Here is a 23,435-nt window from a genome sequence, read left to right as displayed (position 1 = left end):
GCCGGGCCGTCGATGACCGATCTGACCGCCTGGGAGCAACAGCTCCAGCACAACCTCGCCGAGATCCGCCGCAACAGCCAGCGACTGTCCAACGCCGTCGCGGCGGTGCGGGGCCGCGGTGAAGTCCGCGGTGTCAGCGTCGAAGTCAACGCTGCCGGTGACATCACCAACCTGCAGATCGCCCCGGCGCCATGCGCTGGAACAACACCCAGCTCACCACCGCCCTCTCGACTGCCATCGCCGCGCCCGCCCCGACGCGAAAGCGAAGGCCGAACAGATCGTCCAGCGCGCGGACCTGCGTCCCCAGCAGCCGTTGCGACTGCTGTTCGCCCAAGCGGATTCTACGCCGAAACCTGAACCTCGCCAGGCCACCGATGCAGAGATCCAAGCCGCTGATGACGCCTACTTCGAACGCATGAACCGACGCGGCTGGCGCACCGACTGCTGACCGCGTTACCGCAGGCTCGATGACCGACGTCGAGCTAGCGGTGACACAGCTGTGGGCCTTCGCGCACCGCGACGGCTCGGCATAGGACCGGGCGACCAACTTCCCGCACCCGTTGGGGCCGGTAGCGTCCTGCTGACACCAGCGGGCTGGCGAGAGTGCTGGGTTGTGCATCCATGCTCGCCGAGATCGTCGTGACATCGCGGCCAGGCCGTCGTACGATCGAGACAGGCCGCAATCAAAAGTTGTTGAAACTGGTGCATCTCGAACTTTTCGGCGCGCCAACGTGACTGACATTTACTGCTACCGCATCACATGCGCTCAGACTCGACTTCGAGCCGGACTTCTAAACACATCCCACTTCGACTAGCGCGGCCTTGCCAAGGCTTCCTGCAGCTGCCGCTGCTGGAAGGCCACCGCCCATTCGAGAAGAGGGGTGTTCTGAGGTGGGTACCTCGAACAAACTCACAGTCGCGTTGGACCTCGTTCGCCAGCAGTACGACTATGCGCCAACGGATCCCGCCGATCCGCGTATGGACGAGCTGCGGGCGAGGAGCTACCGCGGCGACCGGACTTTGGTGTGTGCGCTGTGCTATGCGGGCATCGACGCTGCGCCGGGTACCGAAGTGCCGCTGGTGGTGAAAGGCCCCATCGGCGGGGTTCGGCGACCCCATTTCGCGCATCCATCGGGCCAGGGGCCCGCCGGAGGGAGAGCATGAGCCGGAGTCGGAGTGGCACCTTTCTAGCAAGGAAGCTGTCGCGACGTGGGCTCGAATACAACCGGATGTCGTCGACGTCGCAGCGAGGTGTGGCTGCCGAACCGTAAGCGACGCTGCGATGTCCGTGTCGTGTTCGCTGACGGCAGCGAGGTTGTGCTCGAGGTGCAGAGCTATCGACTGACCGATGCCGACTGGGGCGATCGACACCGCGACTACCGACGCGCTGGCGTCGTCGATGAGTGACTGTGGCACCCGCAGAGCCCAATCCCATGGATGATCCTCAGCGGTACCGAGCACCCCCAGCAGATATGGATGCTCGATCCCTGGAAGGGCTCCGTCACACGGCCGGACTGAACCGGCCCACCCGCATCGGGAGATGCAGGATCAGGACAGGCCCCACTTCCAGTTGGACCCGTGTACGACTTCGGTCCTTCCGCTACCAACATCGGCGACAAGGGGGCCCGTCCACATGTCGACGTCGTCCTTGCCGCCGTACTTGCAGTTGTAGTCGAGCTCGTCGTACACACGATCGCTGATCGTCGTTCGAAACTTCTTCACGTCGCTCAATTTCGCGGCGATGTTGGGGGCATCGCCTATAGAAACCAAGTCATTGTTGTCACGCACGCCGGCACGCACTATCAACGCATCCCCGAGGTCGACACCAGTGCGATGCCGGATCCTCCAGCGATCTTCGATGTAGCAGTCGAAATACCGGTCGATGTGGTCTTTCAGCTGTTCGTGAACGATTTTCTCGACCACCCAGGTGATGTTGAGTGCTGTCTTGACCGCGACGGAGGCTGCGTTGTCGCCGACGAAAATCGCCATAACCCGGTCACCGTCGAAGCTCCTGATGGCCCCGTTACGGAAGCGGATCACGCGTGAGACGGCATTGAGGTACGCCCGGATGATCCGGGCGGCGTCATCCGGGCTGAAATGGCGGGCGAGTCCCGTCGAATCCGCCATGTCGGAGTAGAGGTAGACCGCTTCGAGTCTCACCGCCCCGTCTCGCATGACAATGTCTTCGGTCTTCGGCACCACTTGGCCGTACCGGTGGTTGAACGGCGTTTTGGCGATCTCAGCGACCGCTGCTGTGCAGTCGTCCTTGAAGCCCATACGAGCACCTTCCTTCGACGGCGAACGCTTGGAAGCCCCACGACTCCTACCCGAGGGCGTGCGAAATGGTCAGCGCGGCCACAGCGTGGCTACAGCGAGTAGCAGGGCGGCGAGGGCGGTGGTGTAGAGCGCCCATTGAAGGAGTCGGTGTTTCCACCAGTTGCGTTGGCTCATCGAGACGACCTGCTGGGCCAGTTGGTCGGTCTCTTCGTCAGGTGTCAGCGATCGTAATCTCGTGGCGAGCTGCGGCGGGTCCCAGTGCCGTAGGTGCCCGAAGTAGATGATGTGGGTGCTGTGCTGGGCGCGGTGCTGGCGGCTGGGGCCGAGCGCCGGTCGAACAACCAGGCCAGCGAGTACGAGAGCGACGAGTATCGAGATCGCGGCGAGAACCTCGATGAGGCTGCGCCAGCCGGTCAGTTCAGTGAGCACACCATCCTTGTTGTGGCCGGCGATGATCGAGACCAGTACCGCGCCGTCGAGAGCGAGGACGATGCTGGCCTTGACATCAACCTTCGCGGTCCACGCTTCCTGAGCTTGGTGTACTCGCCAACCGAAGGTGATCGCGTTTGTGTGATCCGGCGCTGACGCAGTGACAGTCGGGCGCAGAGTGTGGTGGGGACGGTTGATCATCGTCATCGGACCGCCGCACCGCTCATCGACCACCGCCGCCGCTCGCGGCGGGCGGAAGCGCGGAACTCGTCCCTGCTCTGGCTCGCCAGGATCGAGGCGTGCAGAGCCTCGGAAACAGTGGCGCGCCGTTTCTTTCCGTCCAGGATGGCTCTACAGAACTGTTCGCCATGGATCCTGCACCAGGGCGCCGTGAGTTGCCGTCCCGCAGCGTCGGCCTCATCACCAGCTCTGAGGCGCTCGATGGTGATGTCCTCCCAGAGGCGGTCGCTCGGGGTCCCGCAGTCGCAAGTGGCGGTGAGATAGTCGTTGGTCTCAATACGGTCCCAGACCGTGCCAGTGACGACGAGGCCGTGGCGGTCGCACGCAGAACCGGCCTTGCTCGCGTAGTTGACGGCCCGGCCAGCCCATACGGGCTTCTGCTTGTTCGGGTGCCGGGGGACACCGATTCGTTTGACGAGGATCGTACTTGCGGCGATTCCTACCCGGAACCCGGTATCGGGCTGCGTCGGCCATTTGCTCTCGAACTGCTCGGCCATCGCGGGGCTGAAGGTCTTGATCGTGATACCGGCGCACAGGGCACGTTCGGTGCGCATGTCACCCCAGAAGACGCCGAAGGCGGCATCGCCCTGGATGTCGAGGTAGTTGGCGCCGAACTTATCCAGGATGTCGACGGCTCCGCCCACGGCGGCCTCGTACACGCTCGCAGTGCTCGCGGCGTGCATGCTGACGCCGAGCTGGCTGCTGTTCTTCAGATCAGCGAACACGGCCACCACATCGGTGGACTTGTGCCACCGACGGGCCTGAATCGGTAAGGCGTCGACGTTCAGCTCGTGGCCGCGGTCAACCACGTCAGGCTTGCAGGACAATTCGGTTTTTACCCGCTCATCGAGCGAGTCAAGGAGTTCAACCAGGGCGACAGTCATTGTCGGCGGCCCAGCTTTCGAGTAGGCGGATACGGTCAGCCTGAACATCGTCTCCCCACCCTCCGACATTTCAGCGGCCGATACCTCGGCGACGACTCCGCATCGTCAACGTGGATGGTCGGCGGCCGCCGGGACCTCCTCAGCGAGACCACCTCGATGAGGTTCTGACTGAGAGGTACTGCCGCGGGCCTGCGACCCTTGCCACTGGGGTGCCGCGGCGGCCGTCGACGAGGGGGTGTGGGGAGGGGTAGCTAGACACCTGCCACGGCGTGCTCGTCGCGGGCGGCGTCCGGCGTTCCAGCCGAGCGGTGTTCCCTGCTGGTCGGTAATTGGCGGACGAGGTGCGGAATCATCAAACAATGTTGCGCGTCTACCTGACCAGGCGAAATGGATCGACCTTGCCAAGTGGCAAGCAGGTCGAAAGGATGGCCAGCGCTTCCAGGACATCTTCGGTGTAGCCACCGAGGCAACCTCAAGGTGTCACCGATCGGGAAGCAAGGTCGGAGTCGAGAGTGTTGATCAATGATTCAAGTCGTGCCGCAACGTCAGAAAGTGGCATTGCCTCTTGCTCGATTCGCCGGAAAGGCGCGGGTCCTGCGGTGGCGACGGAGTCGTAGGCGTCGGCTTCGGCCTGGGTGAGGTGGGTGAGACGCGCCGGGGAAGGCTTGATCGGGTGACCGGCTTTGTCGTGGTTCACGCCGTGACGGGCGTACCGGTGCAGGTCGGCAGCGTCCATGAGTATGGAGTGGACCGTTTTGACAGGCAGGCTGTCGGTGGCGGGCGTGCCCATCGTGGCGCGAAGCCGGTCGAGGATCGCGTAGCCGTCGGCGTCGATATCACCCCAGTAGACAACGTGTTCGGCCTCGCGTATCCAGGCGATGCTGGCAAGAAGAGACGCGGCGGCCTTGCCGTTTCCTTCGACGATGATCGTGTCCTGAGCAGGTGGGAACCAGAGGCGGCAGTCACGGTTTTCGACGATGAGGACGACCCGTGGCTCGTACGCGAGATCGTGTACGTCGCCGGTGGTCCACGAGTCGTGCCTGCGCCTGCCCGAAGCGGTGTAGTCGGGGTCTACGTAGGTTAAGTGAACGACGGCGAGTCGTGGCCTGACTTCGGCGCGCACGTCGCGGCCTGCCACCATCGCCAGGAGCGCACTGTGGGTTTCGAGCCACTTGGAGTGCATACCGGGCACCGGGAGCTGGCGGGCGGTCCAGCCGCCCACGTCGGGGTGGTCGCGTAACCAGGACACAGCCTCGAACAGAACTGCTGTGTCAGAATCCGCGAGCCGGTAGGTGGCCTTCAAGGTTGCAGGGGTCAGAGTCGCACCGACGGCGGCGAGTGCCGCGGCGAGGGAGCGGGCCCGATCGATGTCGACGGCCAGGGGGCTCGCTTGGGCTCGGGCCACGAGTTCGATAGCAGCGGCGGTAGTTTCGGCTACGAGCATCGCCGGGAACTCATCAGCTACACCGCGGATCGTCACCGGTTTGCGGATGATCTGGACCCGTTCGATTCCACTGATGACTTGTGTCTCGAATAGGCGCCAGGCCACATGCCATTCGTGCCAGCGGTCGTACCCGATCTGCCCGACTCTTTTCCCCGTCGACAGGCCAGGGCGAAGCGGCACCGAAAAGGTCAGGGGGGCACTGATACCGTGCTCGGCGCACACAGCGTCAGCCCACTTCTGGTCGATTCTGCGGCAAACCGAGTCAACGGCCTCCTGCACTGTCACCAGACGGGCGGTCACTCCTGCTCCTCAGGCACGCCGATAATGGGTTTGGCCCACGAGCGGCTCTGGGTGTCCTTGAGCACCAGATACTCGGCCTCGACATGCGGTTCGATGGCGCTGTTCTTGTCGTTGGGGGCGCCGATAATGAGCTGGAATCCGAGGCCACGCCAGGCACCGATGGCGCGACCGGTGTAGCGGGCGTCGGCCTTGATGAGCGCTTCGTCGAGAAAGACTGGAGCGTAGCGGGGTCGTTCAGCACCCGCATCGCCCAGCTGATAACGCAGGGCCGAGCCGACGATGAAGGCCACCAGTTCCTGGGACTCGCCGCCGGATTTCTCTCCGATGTGGTCGTAGAGCGCGACGTGTTCGTTTGCGGCGTTGCGCTTTTCGGCGCTGATGCGGATGTGGTTGCGCACGTCGATCAGGTCGGCGAAGTCCGGGGCCGTGCGTCGGATGCGGTCGATCACCTTGGCCATCCGGCCGTAGGCACGCTCGCGTTCGGTGTCGGTGCCGGCCTGGTCGATCAGGCGGCGGACATCACGCAGCTCCTTGCGGAAGCGAGCGCGAACGGTCGAGTGGCTTTCTTGTGGGTCGATCTGCAGTCGATGGTCATCATCGGAGAAGGCCAGGTCGGCGAGGATGCGGTTGACCGGTTCGATCCGGTCGCGGATCTCCCGGATGGCCGTGGCGAGTTCGCTGTCGAGGCTGGTGAGGTCGTTGCCCGACAGTTTCAGCAGGCTGTCGCGCCATTGGCTTTCCAGCTCGTGCAGTCGGCTGGTCTCCAGGTCGGTGAGCAGGCGTTCGAAATCATCGTAGGAGGCATCAGGGTCGGTACCGAGGTTCGGGTTCGGCCAGCGTTCGACGAATGTCGAAAACGTTTCGGACAGTGCGTTTCTGGCGCTGGCGATCGCGTTCGTCGCCGTCAGTCGATCGGTGGCGAGCCGATCGGTCACACGGTGGGTGGCGGCATCGAATAGCTTGAGGGCCTCGTCGGCTGGGACATCGCCAGTGATTCCCGTACCGAACAATGCGGTGAGATAGTCGCGATGCTCCGCAGTGATCTCGCGACCAGACTGGCGGGCGGTGTCGAGTTCCTCTTGGGCGTCGGCTGCGTCGGCGGTGGTTGTTTTCCAAGCGTCGTCGAGGCCTTCCCTTTTCAGCTTGGCCCGGACCGCTTTCTCGGCGAGGTCCTTCACCTTGGCCTTTAGCGCATTCAATTGCGCTTGCAGCCGGTCGATTTCGGGGTTGTTAGAGTGAACCTCGTCGATGATTTTTGTCCATCGGTCCCGTTCGGCCGAGACGGAGTCGACATCGACTTGATCCCAGGACAGTTCGGTTACAGTACGGTAGGCGCTGCGGCGGTCTTCGAAGGAGTCGAGGGCGTCCTGCGCGTCTTTCAATCGCTTGTCTGCGGTGGTCTCGTGTTTCTCGGCGTCGCGAATCTGTTCATCGAGGCCCCTCAGCAGCCGGTCGTTGGTGAAGCCGAGGACGTTGGCCCGTCCCTGGCCGCCGTGCGCACCGCGTGTGCCGTCCGAGATCTGACCGGTGATCGTGAGTGCCTTGGGATGCTGTGGCAGCAGACGGGGGTTTTCGACGCAGACATAGTCGAACCGGTTGACGAGTTCGCTTTTGAGCCAGGCCGTGAACGGCGAGGGACGATAGTCGAGGCGGCCGGGCAGCTTGCGATCGTCGAGCCCGATCTCGTCCCGCAATCCGGTCCGCACGCCCTCGAACTGGATGCGCCTAACGGTGCGCACGGTGTTGATCTTTTCGCGAAACGTGTTCAGGTGTGCGATGTCGATCAGCATCTTGGTGGCGAACCCGCCCAGGGCGAGGTTGAACGCTTCGCGCCACGGCTCGAATACGGTATGCACCTCGATCAGTTCACCGACGAACGGCAGATCATCCAGCGTGAGACCAGCGGCCTCCGCGAGCGCCGCGCGCGCTCGATGCAACTCGGTGGGGATATTGCCCCGGCGAGCCGCGACGGCCTTGCGCTCGGCACGTAACTCCACCAGTCCGTGCTTCACGGTCGTCTGGTGCGCCTTAGCTTCGGCGAAGTTGTTCTGAGCGGTTTGCCTGGATATCTTGTCATCGAGCAATCGGCGTGCGGTTATGACCAACGCAGCGAAATCCTCTTCGCCGGCTACCTCGGCGTCCAGGACATGCAACGCTTTGTCGAGTCGTGTGCGCGCCCGTCTGACCTCGTCGAGTCGCTTGTCCACCTCGCGAAGCGCGCCATGGGCTCTGTCCAACCTGTCGCCGCCGGAAGCACGCAGAGTCTCTGCTACTCCATCCAATTCGGATTTGGCCGCATCGGCGAGAGCCGACTGCGCATCTACTTCTCGGTCGGCTCCCTCGCGACGTTGCCGTAGGTCTTCCTTGGCAGCGCGCAGCAACTCGACTCGTCGTTCGTGCCGCCACAACCACGCTGGCGACGAGGAGTCGGTGAACGATCCGATGACCTCGATCATGCGCACGCGCTCGCGCGCGTCGTGGATTGTGCTGCAATGCTCCCGGATCGGGGTCAGAGCCCTGACCTGCTGGCGCGCGGTGGTCATCTGTTTGCGCGTGCTGGACAGTTCGTCGAACTGCTTGACCACCTCATCAGCGGTGGACAGGGTGGAGGGTTCCTCGAGAACCATCGTTTTGTACAACGCATCGACGGTAGTGATCTGCTGTCCTGCCTGAATCCGGCCCAGCAGCGCGACTGCTTTGTTTCCGTCACCGGCGGCGCCGATCCCGAGGGCGGTGTGCAGCCGTGCGGTGTACTCCAGATCTGTGGGGTGGCAGGTAAGTCCGAGTGCTTTCACTGCGGGCTCGGCGAGCCGCTTGTTCGCCGGTCCCGCCAGCGTGCGTAGGTCGAAGGGTCCGTCGCAGGTGGCTCGTACCTTGACGAGGTCGTCGAGGGAGCGGGCCGACGACGGCACATACCATGCCCGCACAGCAGTGAACTGTGCACTGGACCGATCCACCCATGTCATCGCGATCGCCGACCAGGTGTCCCGGCCGTCGCCGCGCAGAACCCGGGCCTTCGTCTCGCCGCCAGTACGGGATTCATCGAGTTTTCCCCGCGCATACGACAGGATGTTGCGCTGATCCTTGCCACGCGGCCGACCGACGACACCACCATTGGAGGCTCCGTTGAACGGCATCGTGTGCGGCATGATCAACGCGATATAGGAGTCCATCAGAGTCGATTTGCCCGATCCGGACTCACCGCACAGCAGGGTCGCGCCGGGCGCGAACCGCACACGATGATGCCCGTCGTACCCGCCCCAGTTGACCAGCTGCAGATCCCGCGCCACCCACTGCTCGCCGCGGGACGCCTCGGGGATCAGCCCGAACAGCGTGTCGATCATATTCATGACGCGATATCTCCCGTGGCGTCGTCGACCATGTGGCCTGGGCCGTCGTTGCGTTCACGCAACCACTGACTCAGCTCACTGAGTTTCTCCGTGCTCATCACGACCTCCACCAGCGGCGTGATCCGGTACCGGCCCGAGGTTTCCTCCTCGATCAACCCCTCCTTGGCCAACCGCGTCACCGCGCTGCGGATCTCTTGCTGCCCTCGTGCCAGGTTGGTGTCATCAGGATCGAAGTAGGTCAGCACCGTTTGCTCGAGCTCTTCGATATCGACGCGCGCCGACATCTCACCCGCGACCCGTTCCTGCTGGAATACCGTGCGCAGGTGGACCAGTACCAGCGTCTCGGCGCGGTTGTAGGGGTCGTCTCTCAACAGGATCGGCACATCGAGTTCCGCTGATCGCACCTGCTGCTTGTGGGCGATGCCGCGCTCGTGATCGATCACGAGCCGGACGAACATGTCGTGTAGCCGCGACTCGATGAGTTGCTGGTTCTCCAGTAGCGTTCGCCACTGCGTCGGATTCTTGTCGGCCAGCAGGAACCGGCGCTGCAGCAGTCTCACCAGCACCCGCCGCACCTGCGCGTCCAGCGTGCCCGTGTCGCCGGCGAACAACTCGGTCGGGTCTTCCTCCATCGACACCGGGTCGATGAACCCAGTGTCCTCCGTCTCCGACCACGAGCTGCCGTCGGCATTCGTCTCACTCATCCGCCGCCCCCTCCCTCGCCGCCGCGACCACGCCACCGAACGCGAATCGCCGCCGAGTTTGATCCGGTCGGACCGCCTCGACGGTGACAACCTCTCCAGTTTCGGTCATACCAGCGCGATGCGCGAGCTCGAGCAGACCGAGCAAATCGACTGGGCGGCGGATTTTTTCGGGTGCCGCACCGAACGCAGCCGCGATTTCGATGGTGCCCGTTTCGGCGGCTAACCGTGCTAGATGCTCATCCAGCGCCGCGTAATTCGGGCCGCCCCATGCCCGGGTATCGTTGTCCGGCAACATGTCCGGGTTCCACTCGGCCAGCGGTGCGGGCGCCTGGAATGGGCGTAGATTGCTCACCGATTGACGCAGATGCTCGACGCTGGCGGTTGGTAGGCGGCGCAGGGGCTCGATTGGCTCACCGCGCCGGGAGCCGGGCATCCATCGTTGAAAGCCGGTCATCACCTCACGGAGCAACTCGTCCACTTGCCGGTCCCGCATCGGATCATGGTTGCGCACCTGGGTCGTGATCACGTGCGACGCTTGCCGCTGCGCTGTCAGCACCTCCTTGACGCCTCGTTCGATCCGGCGTGCGATATCGGTGAACTCCCGCCGCTGCGGTTCGGTCAACTGCACGGTGAACCGATGCCGCAGCACCGTGCGCAACCTGCTCGACAAATCATCGATCTGCTCTGGATCGCCGATCAACCGCAGCGCCCCTGCGAACGCCCGCCCTTCGGGCGTTGCGTCCATGATCTGCTGTCCTTGTTCGAGGTATTCACGCAACACCTCCCCCGTCGGCCGGACATCCTGCCGAAGATCAGCAACCACGTCCCGCTGCATGGCCTTGATCGACTCCGCCACGCGGGCAAAGTCTGCTGGCAGCTCCCGCGCCAAATGCAGAACGTTTTCCGTCTCCTCCACCAGCCGCTCATCATCGATCGACTCGACAGGGCCACCAGCCTCGAGCCGCCGCAACTCCTGTTGCCGTTCCTGGATCTCCCCTCTCAGACGGGCGATCCGCGCCGTCACATCCGGGTCGGCGTCCTGCGCCAGCCGCTCAACTGCTTCCAACAGCGTCCGGACCCGCGACTCCGACACCCGTGTCCGCGAACCTCCCACCCGGCCCGCAACTTCCAATGCGCCCACGCCGTGCGCAGACAGCCGATACACCTCGACCTCGTTGTCCAGCACCTGGCGCACGAGCCACCCAGCGTTCACCCACTGACGGCACAGATCACGCGCGCTGCCCACCGGCAACGGCAACTGGTCTTCCTCGCCGTATCCCACTGCCCGCAACTGGTTCAACGCATCGCTGATCTCCGCATGCGCGTCCGCCACGGCCACCGTGGAACGCTCGACCGTGAACACTGTCGCCAACATGGTCACCACAAACGGCGCATACGTCTGATGGAGCAAATCGAGCATCGGGGTCTTGAACGCCCGAAGAGCCCCCTGATACGCACCCTCTACGCCTGCAATACTCATCGGCGCCAGAGTACGTCGGGTGACCGACACACAAGCCAGAAATATAAGGCGCTCAGTACCTCTGAGCCACGGGATCCATAGCGGCTCCGCGCCCACCACCTCACGCAACGCTGAGTCCGTAGAGGGCGTCACGCCAGTAGCCATAGACATCGGTCGCGGAGTCGACATTACCCTGCAGGGGGCTGGTCAGACAGGGACCGGTCAACCGCACCGCGGGTCACTGGCTGAAGGCTTCACCGTCCTGCCTACATCCCGGCATCCACGACACGTCGATCGAGTGTCTTCTCGCCGAGATGACAGACAGAATCGCCCCCACCTCCAGATTGACCAGCCAACGTTGCGGATACTGGGCCTCGTCCAGACACCTCCCGGTCACCAGTCGAATACCAACACTCGCGCGGTCGTTGTGCAGCAATCATGAAACACCCACCAGCGCGACGACTTCCGGCCGGGCGTACACTTGATTGCCCGGATCTCCCGCTGCCACGCGGTAATCCAGAAATCATCTGCACCCTTGCGCAGCCCATCTACCGCGACATGAGTCCCTCGCACCACCCGCTGGCACCACAGATTTTCGGCGGCTTCGCCGTCACCGTGTAGGCCGACAAATGGAGCGTGCCCCTCGTCTTGGACGGTCACCATCTCAAGGCCGTCGACTCACGCCTGCAACGTGACCACCTGTACGAGCTGCGCCCGCGTCGTGTCCATGGCTCCGATCACCAAAACCTGTTCTGCCGCACATCCGTTCACACTCCATTTCCGCCGATCGAGTCCCTCCGGGGCACCTCGGCCGGCTCGGACAATCCACTCGACGTCGAGCCCTCCGCCGCAGTACGACGCCGGAGGGGGATGATTCGCTATGTGAGGGCCTGCGGACAATATGTCGGTGCCCTGGCCCGCAATGGTCATCGAGATCCCGAAGGAGCCCCGTGACGACCGTCCGCATATCCCTCCCAGAGCTGGAGCAATACCTCGGCAGAGCCGCTGACCTGCTACGCGGCAGCATCGATCAGGCCGATTTCAAGGCCTACATCTTTCCGCTGATGTTCTTCAAGCGGATCAGCGATGTGTATCTGGAGGAGTTCGCCGAGGCGCTGGAGGAGTCGGGAGGGGACCATGAGTTCGCCGCCTTCGCGGAGAATCACCGGTTCTCGATCCCGGAGGGCAGCCTGTGGGAGGACGTGCGCAGCCGCACCGAGAACATCGGCAATATGTTGCAGACGGCGTTCCGGGAGATCGAGAAGGCCAACCCGGAGACGCTCTACGGTATCTTCGGCGGCGCGAACTGGACCAACAAGGACAAACTGCCCAACCGCAAGCTCGCGGACCTGATCGAGCACTTCTCCACCAAGACGCTGTCCAATGCGGCAGTGCCGCCGGATGTCTTCGGCAACGCCTACGAGTACCTGATCAAACGGTTCGCCGACCAGTCGAACAAGAAGGCCGGCGAGTACTACACCCCACGTTCGGTGGTGGCTCTGCTGATCAACATCCTGAACCCGGTGGAAGGCGAGACGGTCTACGACCCGGCCTGCGGAACCGGCGGTATGTTGATCGAGGTCATCGAGCATGTGAAAGCTACCGGCGGTAGCCCGAAAACGCTGTGGGGCAGACTCTATGGTCAGGAAAAGGTGCTCACCACCTCAGCAATCGCTCGGATGAACCTACTGCTGCACGGCATCGAGGACTTCAAGATCATCCGCGAGGACACCCTGCGCGAACCCGCGTTCTTCTCCGGTAACCGGCTCGCCCGATTCGACTGTGTCGTGGCCAATCCGCCCTTCTCCCTGAAAAATTGGGGCGAAGGGGAGTGGGTCACCGATCGGTGGGGTCGCAACAACCTCGGTGGTACACCGCCGAAAGGGTACGCCGACTGGGCATGGGTGCAGCACATGCTAACCTCCGCAGCCTCCCGGACTGGGCGGGTGGCGGTCGTTCTGCCGCAGGGCGCACTGTTCCGCCAGGGCGCCGAGGCGGAGATCCGCACGCACATCCTCGAATCCGACGCGGTCGACGCCGTCATCGGCCTGGCACCGAAACTGTTCTACGGCACCGATCTTGCCGCTTGCGTACTTGTTCTGCGCCGCGGGAAGAAGCGCGAGGAGCAGAACAAGGTCCTGTTCATCAACGGTGAGACGCTGTTCAAGCGCGGACGCAACCAGAACACCCTTGAGCCCGAGCACGCCGAACAGATCCTTGGTGCATACGAAACCTTCAGCGATATCGACGGTCTCGCGCGCGTGGTCGACCTCGAGGAGATCGCCGCCAACGGGTACAACCTCAACATCCCGCTGTACTTCGCGCCCGCCGACACCAAGGAGAAGGTAACGTTGGACGAAGCATTGGCGAATCTCGAAGCAGCCCAGGCGAAAGCCGCGCAGACGCGTGCCGCCCTGGAATCCGAATTGGCGAAGTGGGGATTGGGGGCATCGGCATGACGGCACGTATCAGCCAGCGGGAACTGGAGTCGTACCTGTGGGGCGCGGCCATCGTGCTGCGCGGCCTCATCGACGCGGGCGATTACAAGCAGTACATTTTCCCGCTGGTCTTCCTCAAGCGAATCTCTGACGTCTACGACGAAGAGCATGCGGCCGCCGCGAAAATCTACGGCGACGACGAGCTCGCGGATCTTCCCGAAAACCACCGCTTCGCCATCCCTGACGGCTGCCACTGGAACGACATCCGTTTCGTGACAAGCAATATCGGCGCGAAGATCCTGTACGCCATGCGGGAGATCGAATCCGCGAACCCGGACACCCTGCCCGGCGTCTTCGGCGACGGCAACTGGGGCAACAAGAACCTCCTGCCCGACTCCACCCTGGCGGACCTGATAGAACACTTCTCCACCCGCACCCTGACCATCGCCAACCTCCCCGAAGACGAGCTCGGCAACGGGTACGAATACCTGATCAAGAAGTTCGCCGACGACTCCGGCCACACCGCCCAGGAGTTCTACACCAACCGCACCCTCGTCCACCTCATGACGATGATGCTGGAACCCCAACCGGGCGAATCGGTATACGACCCGACCTGCGGCACCGGGGGCATGCTCATCTCGACTGTCGCCGAGGTGAAGCGCCAGGGCAAGGAGTGGCGCAACCTGCATCTGTACGGCCAGGAACTCAACTACGGCACCTCAGCCATCGCGCGGATGAACCTGTTCCTGCATGGCGTGACGGATGGACATATCGCTCACGGAGATACGTTGTCGCAGCCAGCTTTTCACGACGCGTCAGGACGGTTGCAGACCTTCGATGTGGTCCTCGCCAACCCGCCGTATTCGATCAAAGCGTGGAATCGGACGGCATTCGCCAGCGACCCATACGGCCGGAAGCTCTGGGGGCTGCCGCCGCAAGGTCGTGCCGACTATGCGTTCTTTCAGCACATAGCAGCGAGCCTCGATCCCGAGACCGGCCGCGCCGCAATCCTTTTCCCGCACGGCGTACTGTTCCGGCGCGATGAAGCGGCCATGCGCGAAGCCCTCGTGAAGTCCGACCTCATCGAATCCATCCTCGGACTGAGTGAAGGATTGTTCTACAACTCGCCGATGCCTGCGACAGTGGTGGTTCTACGCACAAGCAAACCGTCGGAGCGTAAGAACAAGATCTTGTTCATCAACGCCGAAAAAGAGGTTTCACGAGAAATGGGGCAGTCCTTTCTTCGCGATTCTCATCAGAGCAAGATTCTCGATGCTTACCGAAGGTTCGAGGCGCAGGATAGTTTCACCGCCGTTGCGACACTGGACCAGATCGCTGCCAGCGGATACAGCCTTGAGATTTCGAGGTACGTTGATGCCGCCAAATCCAGTTCTCCAGAAGAACACGTCGACTTGCTGGAGGTTCTCAACCAATGGCGAACAGCTGCCGGCGCAGCTGACCGAGCGGTAACAGATGTTTTGACGGTACTTCGATCGGGGATTTCGGCGTGACGACTCTGAATCTCGATAAATCGAAGTGGAAGCGTGTAAGCCTCGGGGAGGTTGTCCGACACGTTACCGACCGCGTGGATGCTGAAACTTCCGGACTCGAGCGCTTCCTTGCCGGGGAGCACATCCCCAGCAATAGTCTATCGATTACCAATTGGGGAGTAGTCGGACGAGACCCGATCGGACCGATGTTCTACAAGCGGTTCAAGCCTGGGCACGTGCTATACGTTTCCCGTCGCACGTACCTTCGCAAAGTGGCAGTGCCGGACTTTATGGGTATCACCGGCGAGAAAACTTTCGTCCTTGAAGCGATCAACCCCGATATTCTTCTTCAAGAGTTTCTGCCCTTCGTGCTTTCAGCAGAGGTATTTCATTCTTATGCCATTAAGAACTCTCGAGGATCGGTCAACCCTTACCTTAATTGGGGCGAACTCGCCAGGTACGAGTTCGAACTTCCACCCCTGAATGAGCAGAGGCGTATCGCTGAACTGCTGTGGGCGACAGAGCGTCACAGCGTAAATCTAACTGAATCCGTAGCACAGATCGCGGCGGGCAAGTCTTTGTTCTTTGCTGAACTGATGGAATATGGAACTCGGGAGCGCGGATGGCCATCTGAGCCTGTGACTGCGGTCGTTACGTCTGGACCTACGAACGGAAAGTCGGCAACAGCCAACACCGAACAACTAGGTGTCCCAACTCTGAGTATAAGCGCAATTCGTGACGGCCACGTCCACGGGGGTGAATCTGTGAAGTGGATTGAGGTCGCCCCTCCTGCCGTCGCCGCATTCCAGCTTGAGCGCAATGATTTTCTAATTGTGCGCGGTAATGGGAATCGGACTTCAACTGGTCGAGGCGGGCTGGTCACCGACGGTTTGCCAGAGGGTTGTATTTACCCAGATCTCCTTATTCGCCTGAAATTCGACGAGTCGCGCGTGATGCCAGCATTCGCTTCCGAACAATGGAATAGCGCCAGTGTTCATACCGCGTTGCTCAGAAAGGCCAAGTCCACCAATGGTATATGGAAGATCAACGGCAAAGACATAAAGACGCATCGACTTGTCATACCGCCTGTTTCAGACCAGGTGGCGATACTCGAAAACCTAGCCACCTTTGACGCTGCGCTCCAATCTGCCCGTATGGAGTTAGCGGCTCTTGACGCGCTGCGTGCGCGTGCTCTCGATGAGGTTTCCGGAGTTAACTAATGGCCCAGTTCAACGAAGCCAACACCGTCCGCGACTTGATCCGAGACATCGTGGAATCGCCACACGTCCAATTCGTGCCCGGCTCCGAACTCCCGCGGCGCACTGATGAAGTGATGCTCGAGAGCCGGGTCAACGAGGCCCTGATCAACCTCAATCCCGAGGTCGACGACTCCAAGGCAGAGCAGGTGCTATACCACCTCCGCGCCATCCTCGTCTCCGCACGTAAGAGCGGGCATCCGGTGGTCGCCAATGAGGAGTTCATGGCGTGGCTGACCGGGCAGAAGTCGATGCCGTTCGGGCCGAACGGAGAGCATACGACGGTTCGGCTGATCAATTTCGACGACCCCGATGATGACTCGTCCAATCAGTGGATCATCTCGACTGAGGTCATCTTCAGGAAGGGGCGGGCCGAGAAGCGCTTCGATCTGGTGTTGTGGTGCAACGGTTTTCCGCTCGTCCTCGGCGAGGCGAAGTCGCCGACCCGATCGGCCTACACGTGGATCGACGGGGCTGCACAGGTCCATGGCGATTACGAACAGACGGTGCCGCAGTTCTTCGTCCCCAACGTGTTCTCCTTCGCGAGTGAAGGGAAGGACTTCCACTACGGCACCGTGGGAATGCCGATCGAACTGTGGGGGCCGTGGCGCGAGGAGGTGATCGACGAGGATGCTCCGGCCAGGTTCGGGCTGGTCGCGGTAAGGGAGGCGGCTGAGGGGGTATTGAAACCCGCTGCGGTACTAGACTTTCTGCAGTTCTTTACCCTCTACGCGACCGATAAGCAGCACCGCAAGATCAAGATCATCGCTCGGTTCCAGCAGTTCCAGGCGACCAATCTCATTGTCGAACGCGTGTTGCGTAGCACGATCAAGCAGGGCCTGATCTGGCATTTCCAGGGATCGGGAAAGTCGTTGCTGATGGTTTTCACCGCGCTCAAGTTGCGCGCGATGGCCGCATTGACCAATCCGACGATCCTGATCGTGGTCGACCGCATCGATCTCGACACCCAGATCACCGGGACCTTCAACGCAGCCGATGTGCCGGGCCTCGAATCGGCGGACTCCCGCGCCGACCTGCACACCATGCTGAGCGGAGGTGCCCGCCGGATTATCATCACCACGGTGCAAAAATTCGGTGAGGCGCCAGGTGTTCTGGACACTCGCCACAACATCATCGTGATGGTCGACGAGGCGCACCGGTCGCAGGAGGGCGACTACGGCCAGAAGATGCGCGAGGCGCTGCCGAACGCCTTCCTGTTCGGCCTGACCGGTACGCCGATCAACAAGCGCGACCGCAACACCTTTATGTGGTTCGGGTCGCCCGAGGATGAGGGCGGCTACCTGTCGCGCTATTCCTTCCACGACTCGATCCGTGACGGGGCGACGCTCCCACTGCATTTCGAGCCGCGACTGTCGGAGATCCACATCGATCAGGAGGATATCGACGCCGCCTTCGAGGAACTGGTCGCCGACCGTGGTCTGTCGGAGCAGGAGAAGATCACCCTCTCGCAGAAGGCGGCGTCGATCGAGGTGTTGATCAAGAGTCCGTCGCGAATCGCGAAGATCGCCGCCGATATCGCCGAGCACTTTCGCACGAAGGTCGAGCCGTCGGGATTCAAGGCGCAGGTGGTTGCCTACGACAAGGCGTGCTGCGTTGCCTACAAGGCCGAACTCGACAAATATCTGGGTCCGGATGCGTCGACGATCGTCATGTCGAAAGCCCGTGGCGACTCCAATGACTGGGCGCAATGGACGCCCACCGCAGACCAACTCGAGCAAATTCTCACTCGGTTCAACGATCCCGCCGATCCGCTGAAGATCATCATCGTCACCGCCAAGCTTCTCACCGGGTTCGACGCACCGATCCTGTACTGCCAGTATCTCGACCGGCCGCTGAAGGAGCACACACTGCTGCAGGCCATCACTCGCACCAACCGGGTGTATCCGCCTGCCAAGACACACGGTCTGATCGTCGACTACCTCGGTATTTTCGACGACGTCGCCAAATCGCTGGCCTTCGACGAGAAGGCGGTGGAGCGGGTCGTGTCGAATATCGAGGAATTGAAGAATGAGCTTGCGCCGGCCATCGCGACGGCACTGGCCTTCTTCCCGGCGGTCGATCGAACAGTCGGCGGGTACGAAGGTCTCGTCCAGGCTCAGTCCGCGATCGCGGACGATGACACCAAAGACGCGTTCGGCCGGGCTTACAGCATCGTCTCCCAGTTGTGGGAGGCACTGAGCCCCGATCCGATCCTTACTTCCTTCCGCGACGATTACCGTTGGCTCACAGATGTATACGAGTCGGTGCGGCCGTCCGACATCACCGGCCGTCTGGTGTGGCATGCGCTCGGGGCCAAAACCATCGATCTCATCAACGAGCATGTACGGGTCGAGATTCCGCAGAGCTCCGAGGAGATCGTGCTTGACGCGGCGACCATCGAAGATCTGATGCAGGGCAAAGGGCCCGATGTGCCGAGGGAGGAGATCGAGAAGCAGGTCACCGCACGTATCGCGCGTCACCTCACCAACCCGGTCTTCGTCGAACTTGGTCAGCGTCTCAACGCGCTGCGCGAAAAATACGCCGGGATCCAGCAATCCAGCCTCGAGTTTTTGCGTGATCTGCTGGAGTTGGCCCGCGACACGGTAGCGGCGGAAAAGGCTGCCGAGCAGGTCCCGCGCGAGGAGCAGGGGCAGGCAGCGCTGACCGAACTGTTCGAGGCGCTGGAAACCGACGAGACACCCATCATTGTCGGCAATGTGGTGAGCCGGATCGACGAAGTGGTGCGGGGTGTCCGCTTCGACGGCTGGCAGGACACGATCCAAGGCGACAAGCAGGTTCGTCAGGTACTGCGCCAAGCCCTGTACATACAGTTCAAGATTCGGGACAGCGGTGTGTTCGAGAAGGCACTCGGTTACGTTCGCGAATACTACTGACGGTGTGTTCCAGCGTATTGGATAAACATGGAGGAGAGGAGGAGAGCACGTACACCCGGCGACCCGTTCCCAATGTAAATGAATGGGAATAATCTGTCTTCGTGCCGTCTGGGATCATTTTGTGCCGCATTCTGCAGGGTGAAGGTGAAGTCACCCGGCGGCAGTCCGCGCGGCACCCGAGTCACGTCAGCACCCGAGCCGGTGGGAATGGTGATGGCAGTCATGCTCCTATCCGGTGCTGGGTGAGGTGAGCCATGACCACCTGGTTCGCTTGCCAGCCGTCAGGGAATTTCGCCGGCACCGAGAGGTGGATCGGCTCGGTTGACGGGTGGCTGTCCAGTAGGTCGGTGATTCCTGCTCGGCCAACGACGATGCAGGCCTGGCGATGCCGAGAGGTCAAAACGCACAACCGGCCGGACTCGAGGTGGAATGAGGTCGCATCACGTCTGCCTGACAGCGGGTGCATCACGATGACGACCTCGTACTCGCGCCCCTGAAGCCGGTTGGCGTTGTCGACGGTGATCTCTCGGGCAGCGGGGTTGTTGGATCGACTCAGCGCGGCTCGGATGAGGTCGGCTTGGTCGCGGTGCGCCACTCCGATCGCGATGTCGGTGGCCTGGAGCTCGCGACCGTCAGGCTCGCGTTCGCAGTATCCGGTGGCGCCACGGTCGAGCAATCTGGTGGCGAGCTGTGCCACGGATTGGACTGTCTCACCGTCTGTTCGGGGGACATGTCGGCGGGGAAGTTCATGGTAGGCCCAGCCTGTTGCAGCCGCCATCTCGAGTGTCTCGTCGAGTGCGCTGGAGCCGAAGCTCCTGGTTCGGAACTGTAGGGATCGTGTGCGTTCTGTCGTGCCGGAGGTGAATTCGACCCGTGGATAGAATGCTTCCTGGATCGTGGGCGAAGCGGACACTGGGAGGCGCCACGACACCGGCAGCGTGTGCACGGGAGTGTGTGGATTGTGCTGCAGCATGACGCTGACGCCGTTCTTGGTCGGGTCGTGCGGCAGGCCTGTCCACCGCTCTGTTTCCGCGATGGTGAACGGATCAAGCTGCCCGGGGTCGCCCACGAACAGTCCTCGATCGAACCGTTCGACAATCTGCAGGAGTTTGTCGGAGCGCATCTGGTACGCCTCATCCAGGATGGCCCAACCGAACTGGCCGTCGCGAACCACCGCCCACTTGGCGGACGTGCCGACGACGATTCGGCACGCGGACAGGGCAGCGAGGCTCGTATCGATGGTGCAGGCACCTGCAGTCTCGGGCGATGGCCGGTACTCGCCGCCGCTGAGTCTGCCGATCGGAATTCCTGGGTTTGCTCGAGCCAGACGAAGGATGAGGTCGTCGACCTGGTTGTTGGTCTGTGCCACGACCATCGGACGTTCGTTTCCGGCAACGAGCTCGCCCGCAGCGCGTACGACGAGCGTGCTCTTGCCGGCTCCGGGTGGTGAGTCAACCACGACTGCCCGGTGATCAGAGTTGGCTAGATCGGTCATGATTCGGTCCGTGACCGCTGCAGCCCGTGTAGCAGGATCGGCGTCGATCAGGTCCTCAGTCGTCATCGCCCCACTCCTCTGTGTTCGCTGTGATGGAATTCGAGATGTCGAGATCGGGAGCCGTCGTGTCGGTGTGTGTCCACAGCGCGGTCTCAGCAGATGGGAATTGGGGTATGGGTCGCCAGCCTGGATCCGGGAGGTAGGCGACGGTCTGGCCGACCTCGGGGACCGACCCGAACTTCGGTTTGGCAGGCGTGCCCATGCCGCCGACGACTTCGACGGTGACGAGGCTGAAGTCGGCGTTGAGTTCTGTTGTGATGATCTTGGCCTTGTGGCCGTCCGGCATGGTGGGGCTGATCAACTGGGTTTCATCTGTGAGTCGGGTGGGATCGAGAGTCCGGATGATGAAGCGAGGCCGCAAAATCCGACGATTGTTGTCGCTGATGACGACTCGGTTAGGTTCTGCAGCTTCAACGATTCCGGCGAACGCTTCGCCGATGCTTCGTCGGTCGGCGAGTACGAAGGGGTCGTCGAAGGCCTTGTCAGCTTCGAACTCTTCGATGGCCCGTTCATGTCGGCTGAGTCGTCTTGCAGCTCCTACTGCGCTGTCTCGTGCACGCTGGGGCAGGGCGGTACCAGCGTCCTGGTAGTCGGAGAAGGCCGTGAACGTTGCGCAGTCCGATTCGAAACGCTTTGCCGCGCTCGGCGCCTCGGGGACACTGCTCAGTTGAGCGACCGCGTCCCACATCGTTCGCCACGTTGGTTTGATCTGTTCGCCGATGAGGTCCTGAAGTTCCTGCCGCGCGGCGTTGATGGCATCCACATTTCCGGACTGCCGCGTGGTATCGAAGTTCCGGATCGCCGGCTGCAGCTGTCGATTATCGAATTCCGGAGACGTCGACGGTCCGGCGGGTGGGCAGATGACCGGGTTTTCGGCGTCGAGAAGGGCCTGCTCGACACTGACGTTCTGAGGTGGGGCGATCCAAGCCATGACGGAAGCCAGGTTTTGGTCCTCGAAGGTGCTCTGACCAGTGGCCCAGTGTTCAGTAAGAAGATCGGTGATGGCCAGTAGCATCGAGGTTCCGGCCTGCTCCGCGGAGTCGGTCAGGGCTGTAAGCCATGTGCCCAGCTCAGGCACGACCGCGGGTACTGGATAGTCGCCGGTTGTCTTGCGGAAGCGGCAGGTACGCCCCAGATCCTTCAGCGCCTGGATCCCACCACGGTTGGGCACCAGAATCTGCGGGGCGGTAACGAACTGAGATCGCGACCCGCCGCCTTTCGTGCGAATCTCGCGGCGGTTTGTGCGGAACCCGTTAATGTACTTCATCACGACGCTGCCGAATTCAGCAGCGAAGATGAAACGCTGATCAGGATTGCGGGGCTGACCGACGATGATCAGTCGTGCCGACCGCTTCGCGGATCCGACCATCACCGCGAGCGGTGACCCAGCCTCGCCGGCCATGACTAGCGGGATAACTACCAGTGGTTTGGCTGAAAGTCGTCGGTGGCGAAATTTCGTGATGGGCACTGCCCTCATCGATTCCATCGCTTCGAGGCGCGCCAGGGCCGAGACCTTGCTCATCGCCCGCCCCTCGTCGAGGTACCGCCGATGTCGACCAGTTCGGCGCGCAGTCGCGCCGCGTGTCGCAGCGCGACAGCTATCTCGACCTGTTCTTGGTTCGGCTCGAGTTTGCCGCGCGCGAGCCCCAATGCCATGGTCATGGTGTCAATGCCGCCCAAGGGCTCGGTGACCGCTGGTCCGAGGACATCGAGACTTCCGCAGGCCCGTGCCCGCGACCGGCAGAAGAAGGCCATTTCGCAATGGCTGAGGCAGTCCGGACGGTACGCGGCCGGCACGGAGTCGAGCGCTTCCAACAGTTCGGACTGCGGACGTTGAGGATGTCCGTCCTCGTCTTTGTCCAGGTCGAATGTCGTGCCTTCAGGCAGCAGATCGAGCTGGTTGCCGATGCGTTCGATTCGGTCGAGCTGTCGGGCGAGGTTCTTCACCTGGTTCCGCGCGTCGACAAATGCGCCGGTCGGTCGGTTGGTGAAGTTCTTCGGCCCGATGAGGACGATCTTGTCGGACACGACGTCGGGGTTGATGTCGGCAGCCGCGAGCATCGTGCGGAGCGCGAGGATGTAGGCGCATGCCTGGGTGGTCGCGGACTTCACCAGTGCGGGGTCAGCCTGTCCGTCGACGACCGGAAAGCTCTTGATCTCCACGACGTAGAACTTGTCGCCGAACTTGAACGCGACCAGGTCCGGCTCGAGGAATACGAACTGGCCGCCGACCTCCAAACGCAGTAGCGGATGGTCGTACAGGGTGCCATCTCCATCGCCCCGGGCAGCACCGACCAGCGCTTTTTCGGTCTCGCTGTGACGGACGGACGGTGTGCTGACCCCGCCGATGTCATTGAGATCCCGGTACCCGACCTGCGGAATGGGGAGGTCGAGGACGTCTCGGAGTACGCGCAGCAGTTCGGCGCATCCATTGGCCTTCACCATCTTCTCGAAGTTGTTCCCGCGGGTGATGGCGAAGATGGACTGGCCGAACTGAGTTCGGTACCCAGCATGTTCCGCGATGTCCTTCTTGTTGGAGCCGGAGGCGTCCAGGACCGACCGCAGGGTGCAGCGCGGATTGTTCTCGAGCGCGGCCAGTGACCGAGCGTTGAAGTTCAGACGGGTCGCGGACCCACGCAACGCGTCCAAACGGCTGTCAGGAGCTACCTTCACGGCAGTGTTGTTCCTTGAGGAGAAGGGGCAGAAGGGTCTATC

General features: G+C 62.3%; 16 protein-coding genes. 4 read left to right on the top strand and 12 right to left on the bottom strand.

All coding sequences use genetic code 11. From position 1 onward, the window contains the following. Positions 1-163 precede the first annotated feature (163 nt). The 9 genes from K8O92_30330 to K8O92_30290 form a co-directional block, all read right to left on the bottom strand. A complete protein-coding gene (locus tag K8O92_30330) occupies positions 164-334 on the bottom strand; it encodes a hypothetical protein (GenBank protein ID UAK31983.1) in 171 nt (56 codons plus the stop codon). 1,214 nt (positions 335-1,548) lie between these two features. After that, positions 1,549-2,277: an adenylate/guanylate cyclase domain-containing protein gene (locus K8O92_30325; protein ID UAK31982.1), complete on the bottom strand. Its 729-nt coding sequence runs from the start codon at positions 2,275-2,277 to the stop codon at positions 1,549-1,551. Positions 2,278-2,346: 69 nt separating this feature from the next. Further along, the gene (locus K8O92_30320; GenBank protein UAK31981.1) at positions 2,347-2,913 is read right to left on the bottom strand and encodes a DUF5706 domain-containing protein; all 567 of its coding nucleotides are present in this window, start codon (positions 2,911-2,913) and stop codon (positions 2,347-2,349) included. Continuing rightward, complete coding sequence (locus K8O92_30315; GenBank protein ID UAK31980.1) at positions 2,910-3,830, bottom strand: hypothetical protein; 921 nt, start codon at positions 3,828-3,830, stop codon at positions 2,910-2,912. Before K8O92_30315 ends, K8O92_30320 begins: the two co-directional genes overlap by 4 nt. A 472-nt stretch (positions 3,831-4,302) precedes the next feature. Beyond that, a complete protein-coding gene (locus K8O92_30310; protein ID UAK31979.1) occupies positions 4,303-5,574 on the bottom strand; it encodes a hypothetical protein in 1,272 nt (423 codons plus the stop codon). After that, positions 5,571-8,924, bottom strand: a complete 3,354-nt coding sequence (locus K8O92_30305; protein ID UAK31978.1) for a hypothetical protein — start codon at positions 8,922-8,924, stop codon at positions 5,571-5,573. Before K8O92_30305 ends, K8O92_30310 begins: the two co-directional genes overlap by 4 nt. Then, entirely contained in the window at positions 8,921-9,556 is a 636-nt protein-coding gene (locus tag K8O92_30300) for a DUF4194 domain-containing protein (protein UAK36027.1), read from the bottom strand. The genes K8O92_30305 and K8O92_30300 overlap by 4 nt, the downstream gene beginning before the upstream one ends. Before the next feature lie 64 nt (positions 9,557-9,620). Continuing rightward, positions 9,621-11,108, bottom strand: a complete 1,488-nt coding sequence (locus tag K8O92_30295) for a DUF3375 domain-containing protein (protein UAK31977.1) — start codon at positions 11,106-11,108, stop codon at positions 9,621-9,623. A gap of 217 nt (positions 11,109-11,325) precedes the next feature. Then, entirely contained in the window at positions 11,326-11,523 is a 198-nt protein-coding gene (locus K8O92_30290) for a hypothetical protein (GenBank protein ID UAK31976.1), read from the bottom strand. A 514-nt stretch (positions 11,524-12,037) separates the two neighbouring features. Here K8O92_30290 and K8O92_30285 point away from each other — a divergent pair. Genes K8O92_30285 through K8O92_30270 form a run of 4 tightly spaced genes read left to right on the top strand, consistent with a single transcriptional unit; the run spans position 12,038 to position 19,165 of the window. Next, positions 12,038-13,546 carry a type I restriction-modification system subunit M gene (locus K8O92_30285; GenBank protein ID UAK31975.1) on the top strand — a complete coding sequence of 503 codons (1,509 nt, stop codon included), beginning with the start codon at positions 12,038-12,040 and terminating at the stop codon, positions 13,544-13,546. Further along, on the top strand, positions 13,543-15,036 hold the full coding sequence (locus tag K8O92_30280; protein UAK31974.1) for a type I restriction-modification system subunit M: 1,494 nt from the start codon (positions 13,543-13,545) through the stop codon (positions 15,034-15,036). The genes K8O92_30285 and K8O92_30280 overlap by 4 nt, the downstream gene beginning before the upstream one ends. Further along, entirely contained in the window at positions 15,033-16,235 is a 1,203-nt protein-coding gene (locus K8O92_30275) for a restriction endonuclease subunit S (protein UAK31973.1), read from the top strand. Before K8O92_30280 ends, K8O92_30275 begins: the two co-directional genes overlap by 4 nt. Continuing rightward, the gene (locus tag K8O92_30270; protein ID UAK31972.1) at positions 16,235-19,165 is read left to right on the top strand and encodes an HsdR family type I site-specific deoxyribonuclease; all 2,931 of its coding nucleotides are present in this window, start codon (positions 16,235-16,237) and stop codon (positions 19,163-19,165) included. Before K8O92_30275 ends, K8O92_30270 begins: the two co-directional genes overlap by 1 nt. A gap of 220 nt (positions 19,166-19,385) precedes the next feature. Here the strand turns inward: K8O92_30270 and K8O92_30265 are convergent, their stop codons facing one another. The 3 genes from K8O92_30265 to K8O92_30255 are packed head-to-tail and all read right to left on the bottom strand — an operon-like array spanning position 19,386 to position 23,393. Beyond that, positions 19,386-20,726, bottom strand: a complete 1,341-nt coding sequence (locus tag K8O92_30265; GenBank protein ID UAK31971.1) for an AAA family ATPase — start codon at positions 20,724-20,726, stop codon at positions 19,386-19,388. Further along, the gene (locus K8O92_30260) at positions 20,716-22,242 is read right to left on the bottom strand and encodes a hypothetical protein (GenBank protein UAK31970.1); all 1,527 of its coding nucleotides are present in this window, start codon (positions 22,240-22,242) and stop codon (positions 20,716-20,718) included. The genes K8O92_30265 and K8O92_30260 overlap by 11 nt, the downstream gene beginning before the upstream one ends. Further along, positions 22,239-23,393, bottom strand: coding sequence for a hypothetical protein (locus tag K8O92_30255; protein ID UAK31969.1), 1,155 nt, complete (start codon positions 23,391-23,393; stop codon positions 22,239-22,241). Before K8O92_30255 ends, K8O92_30260 begins: the two co-directional genes overlap by 4 nt. Positions 23,394-23,435: the final 42 nt, after the last annotated feature.

Origin of the sequence: Nocardia asteroides (assembly GCA_019930625.1) — a bacterium.
GTDB classification, from domain to species: domain Bacteria; phylum Actinomycetota; class Actinomycetes; order Mycobacteriales; family Mycobacteriaceae; genus Nocardia; species Nocardia sputi.
This window is presented reverse-complemented; position numbering and strand designations above follow the sequence as displayed.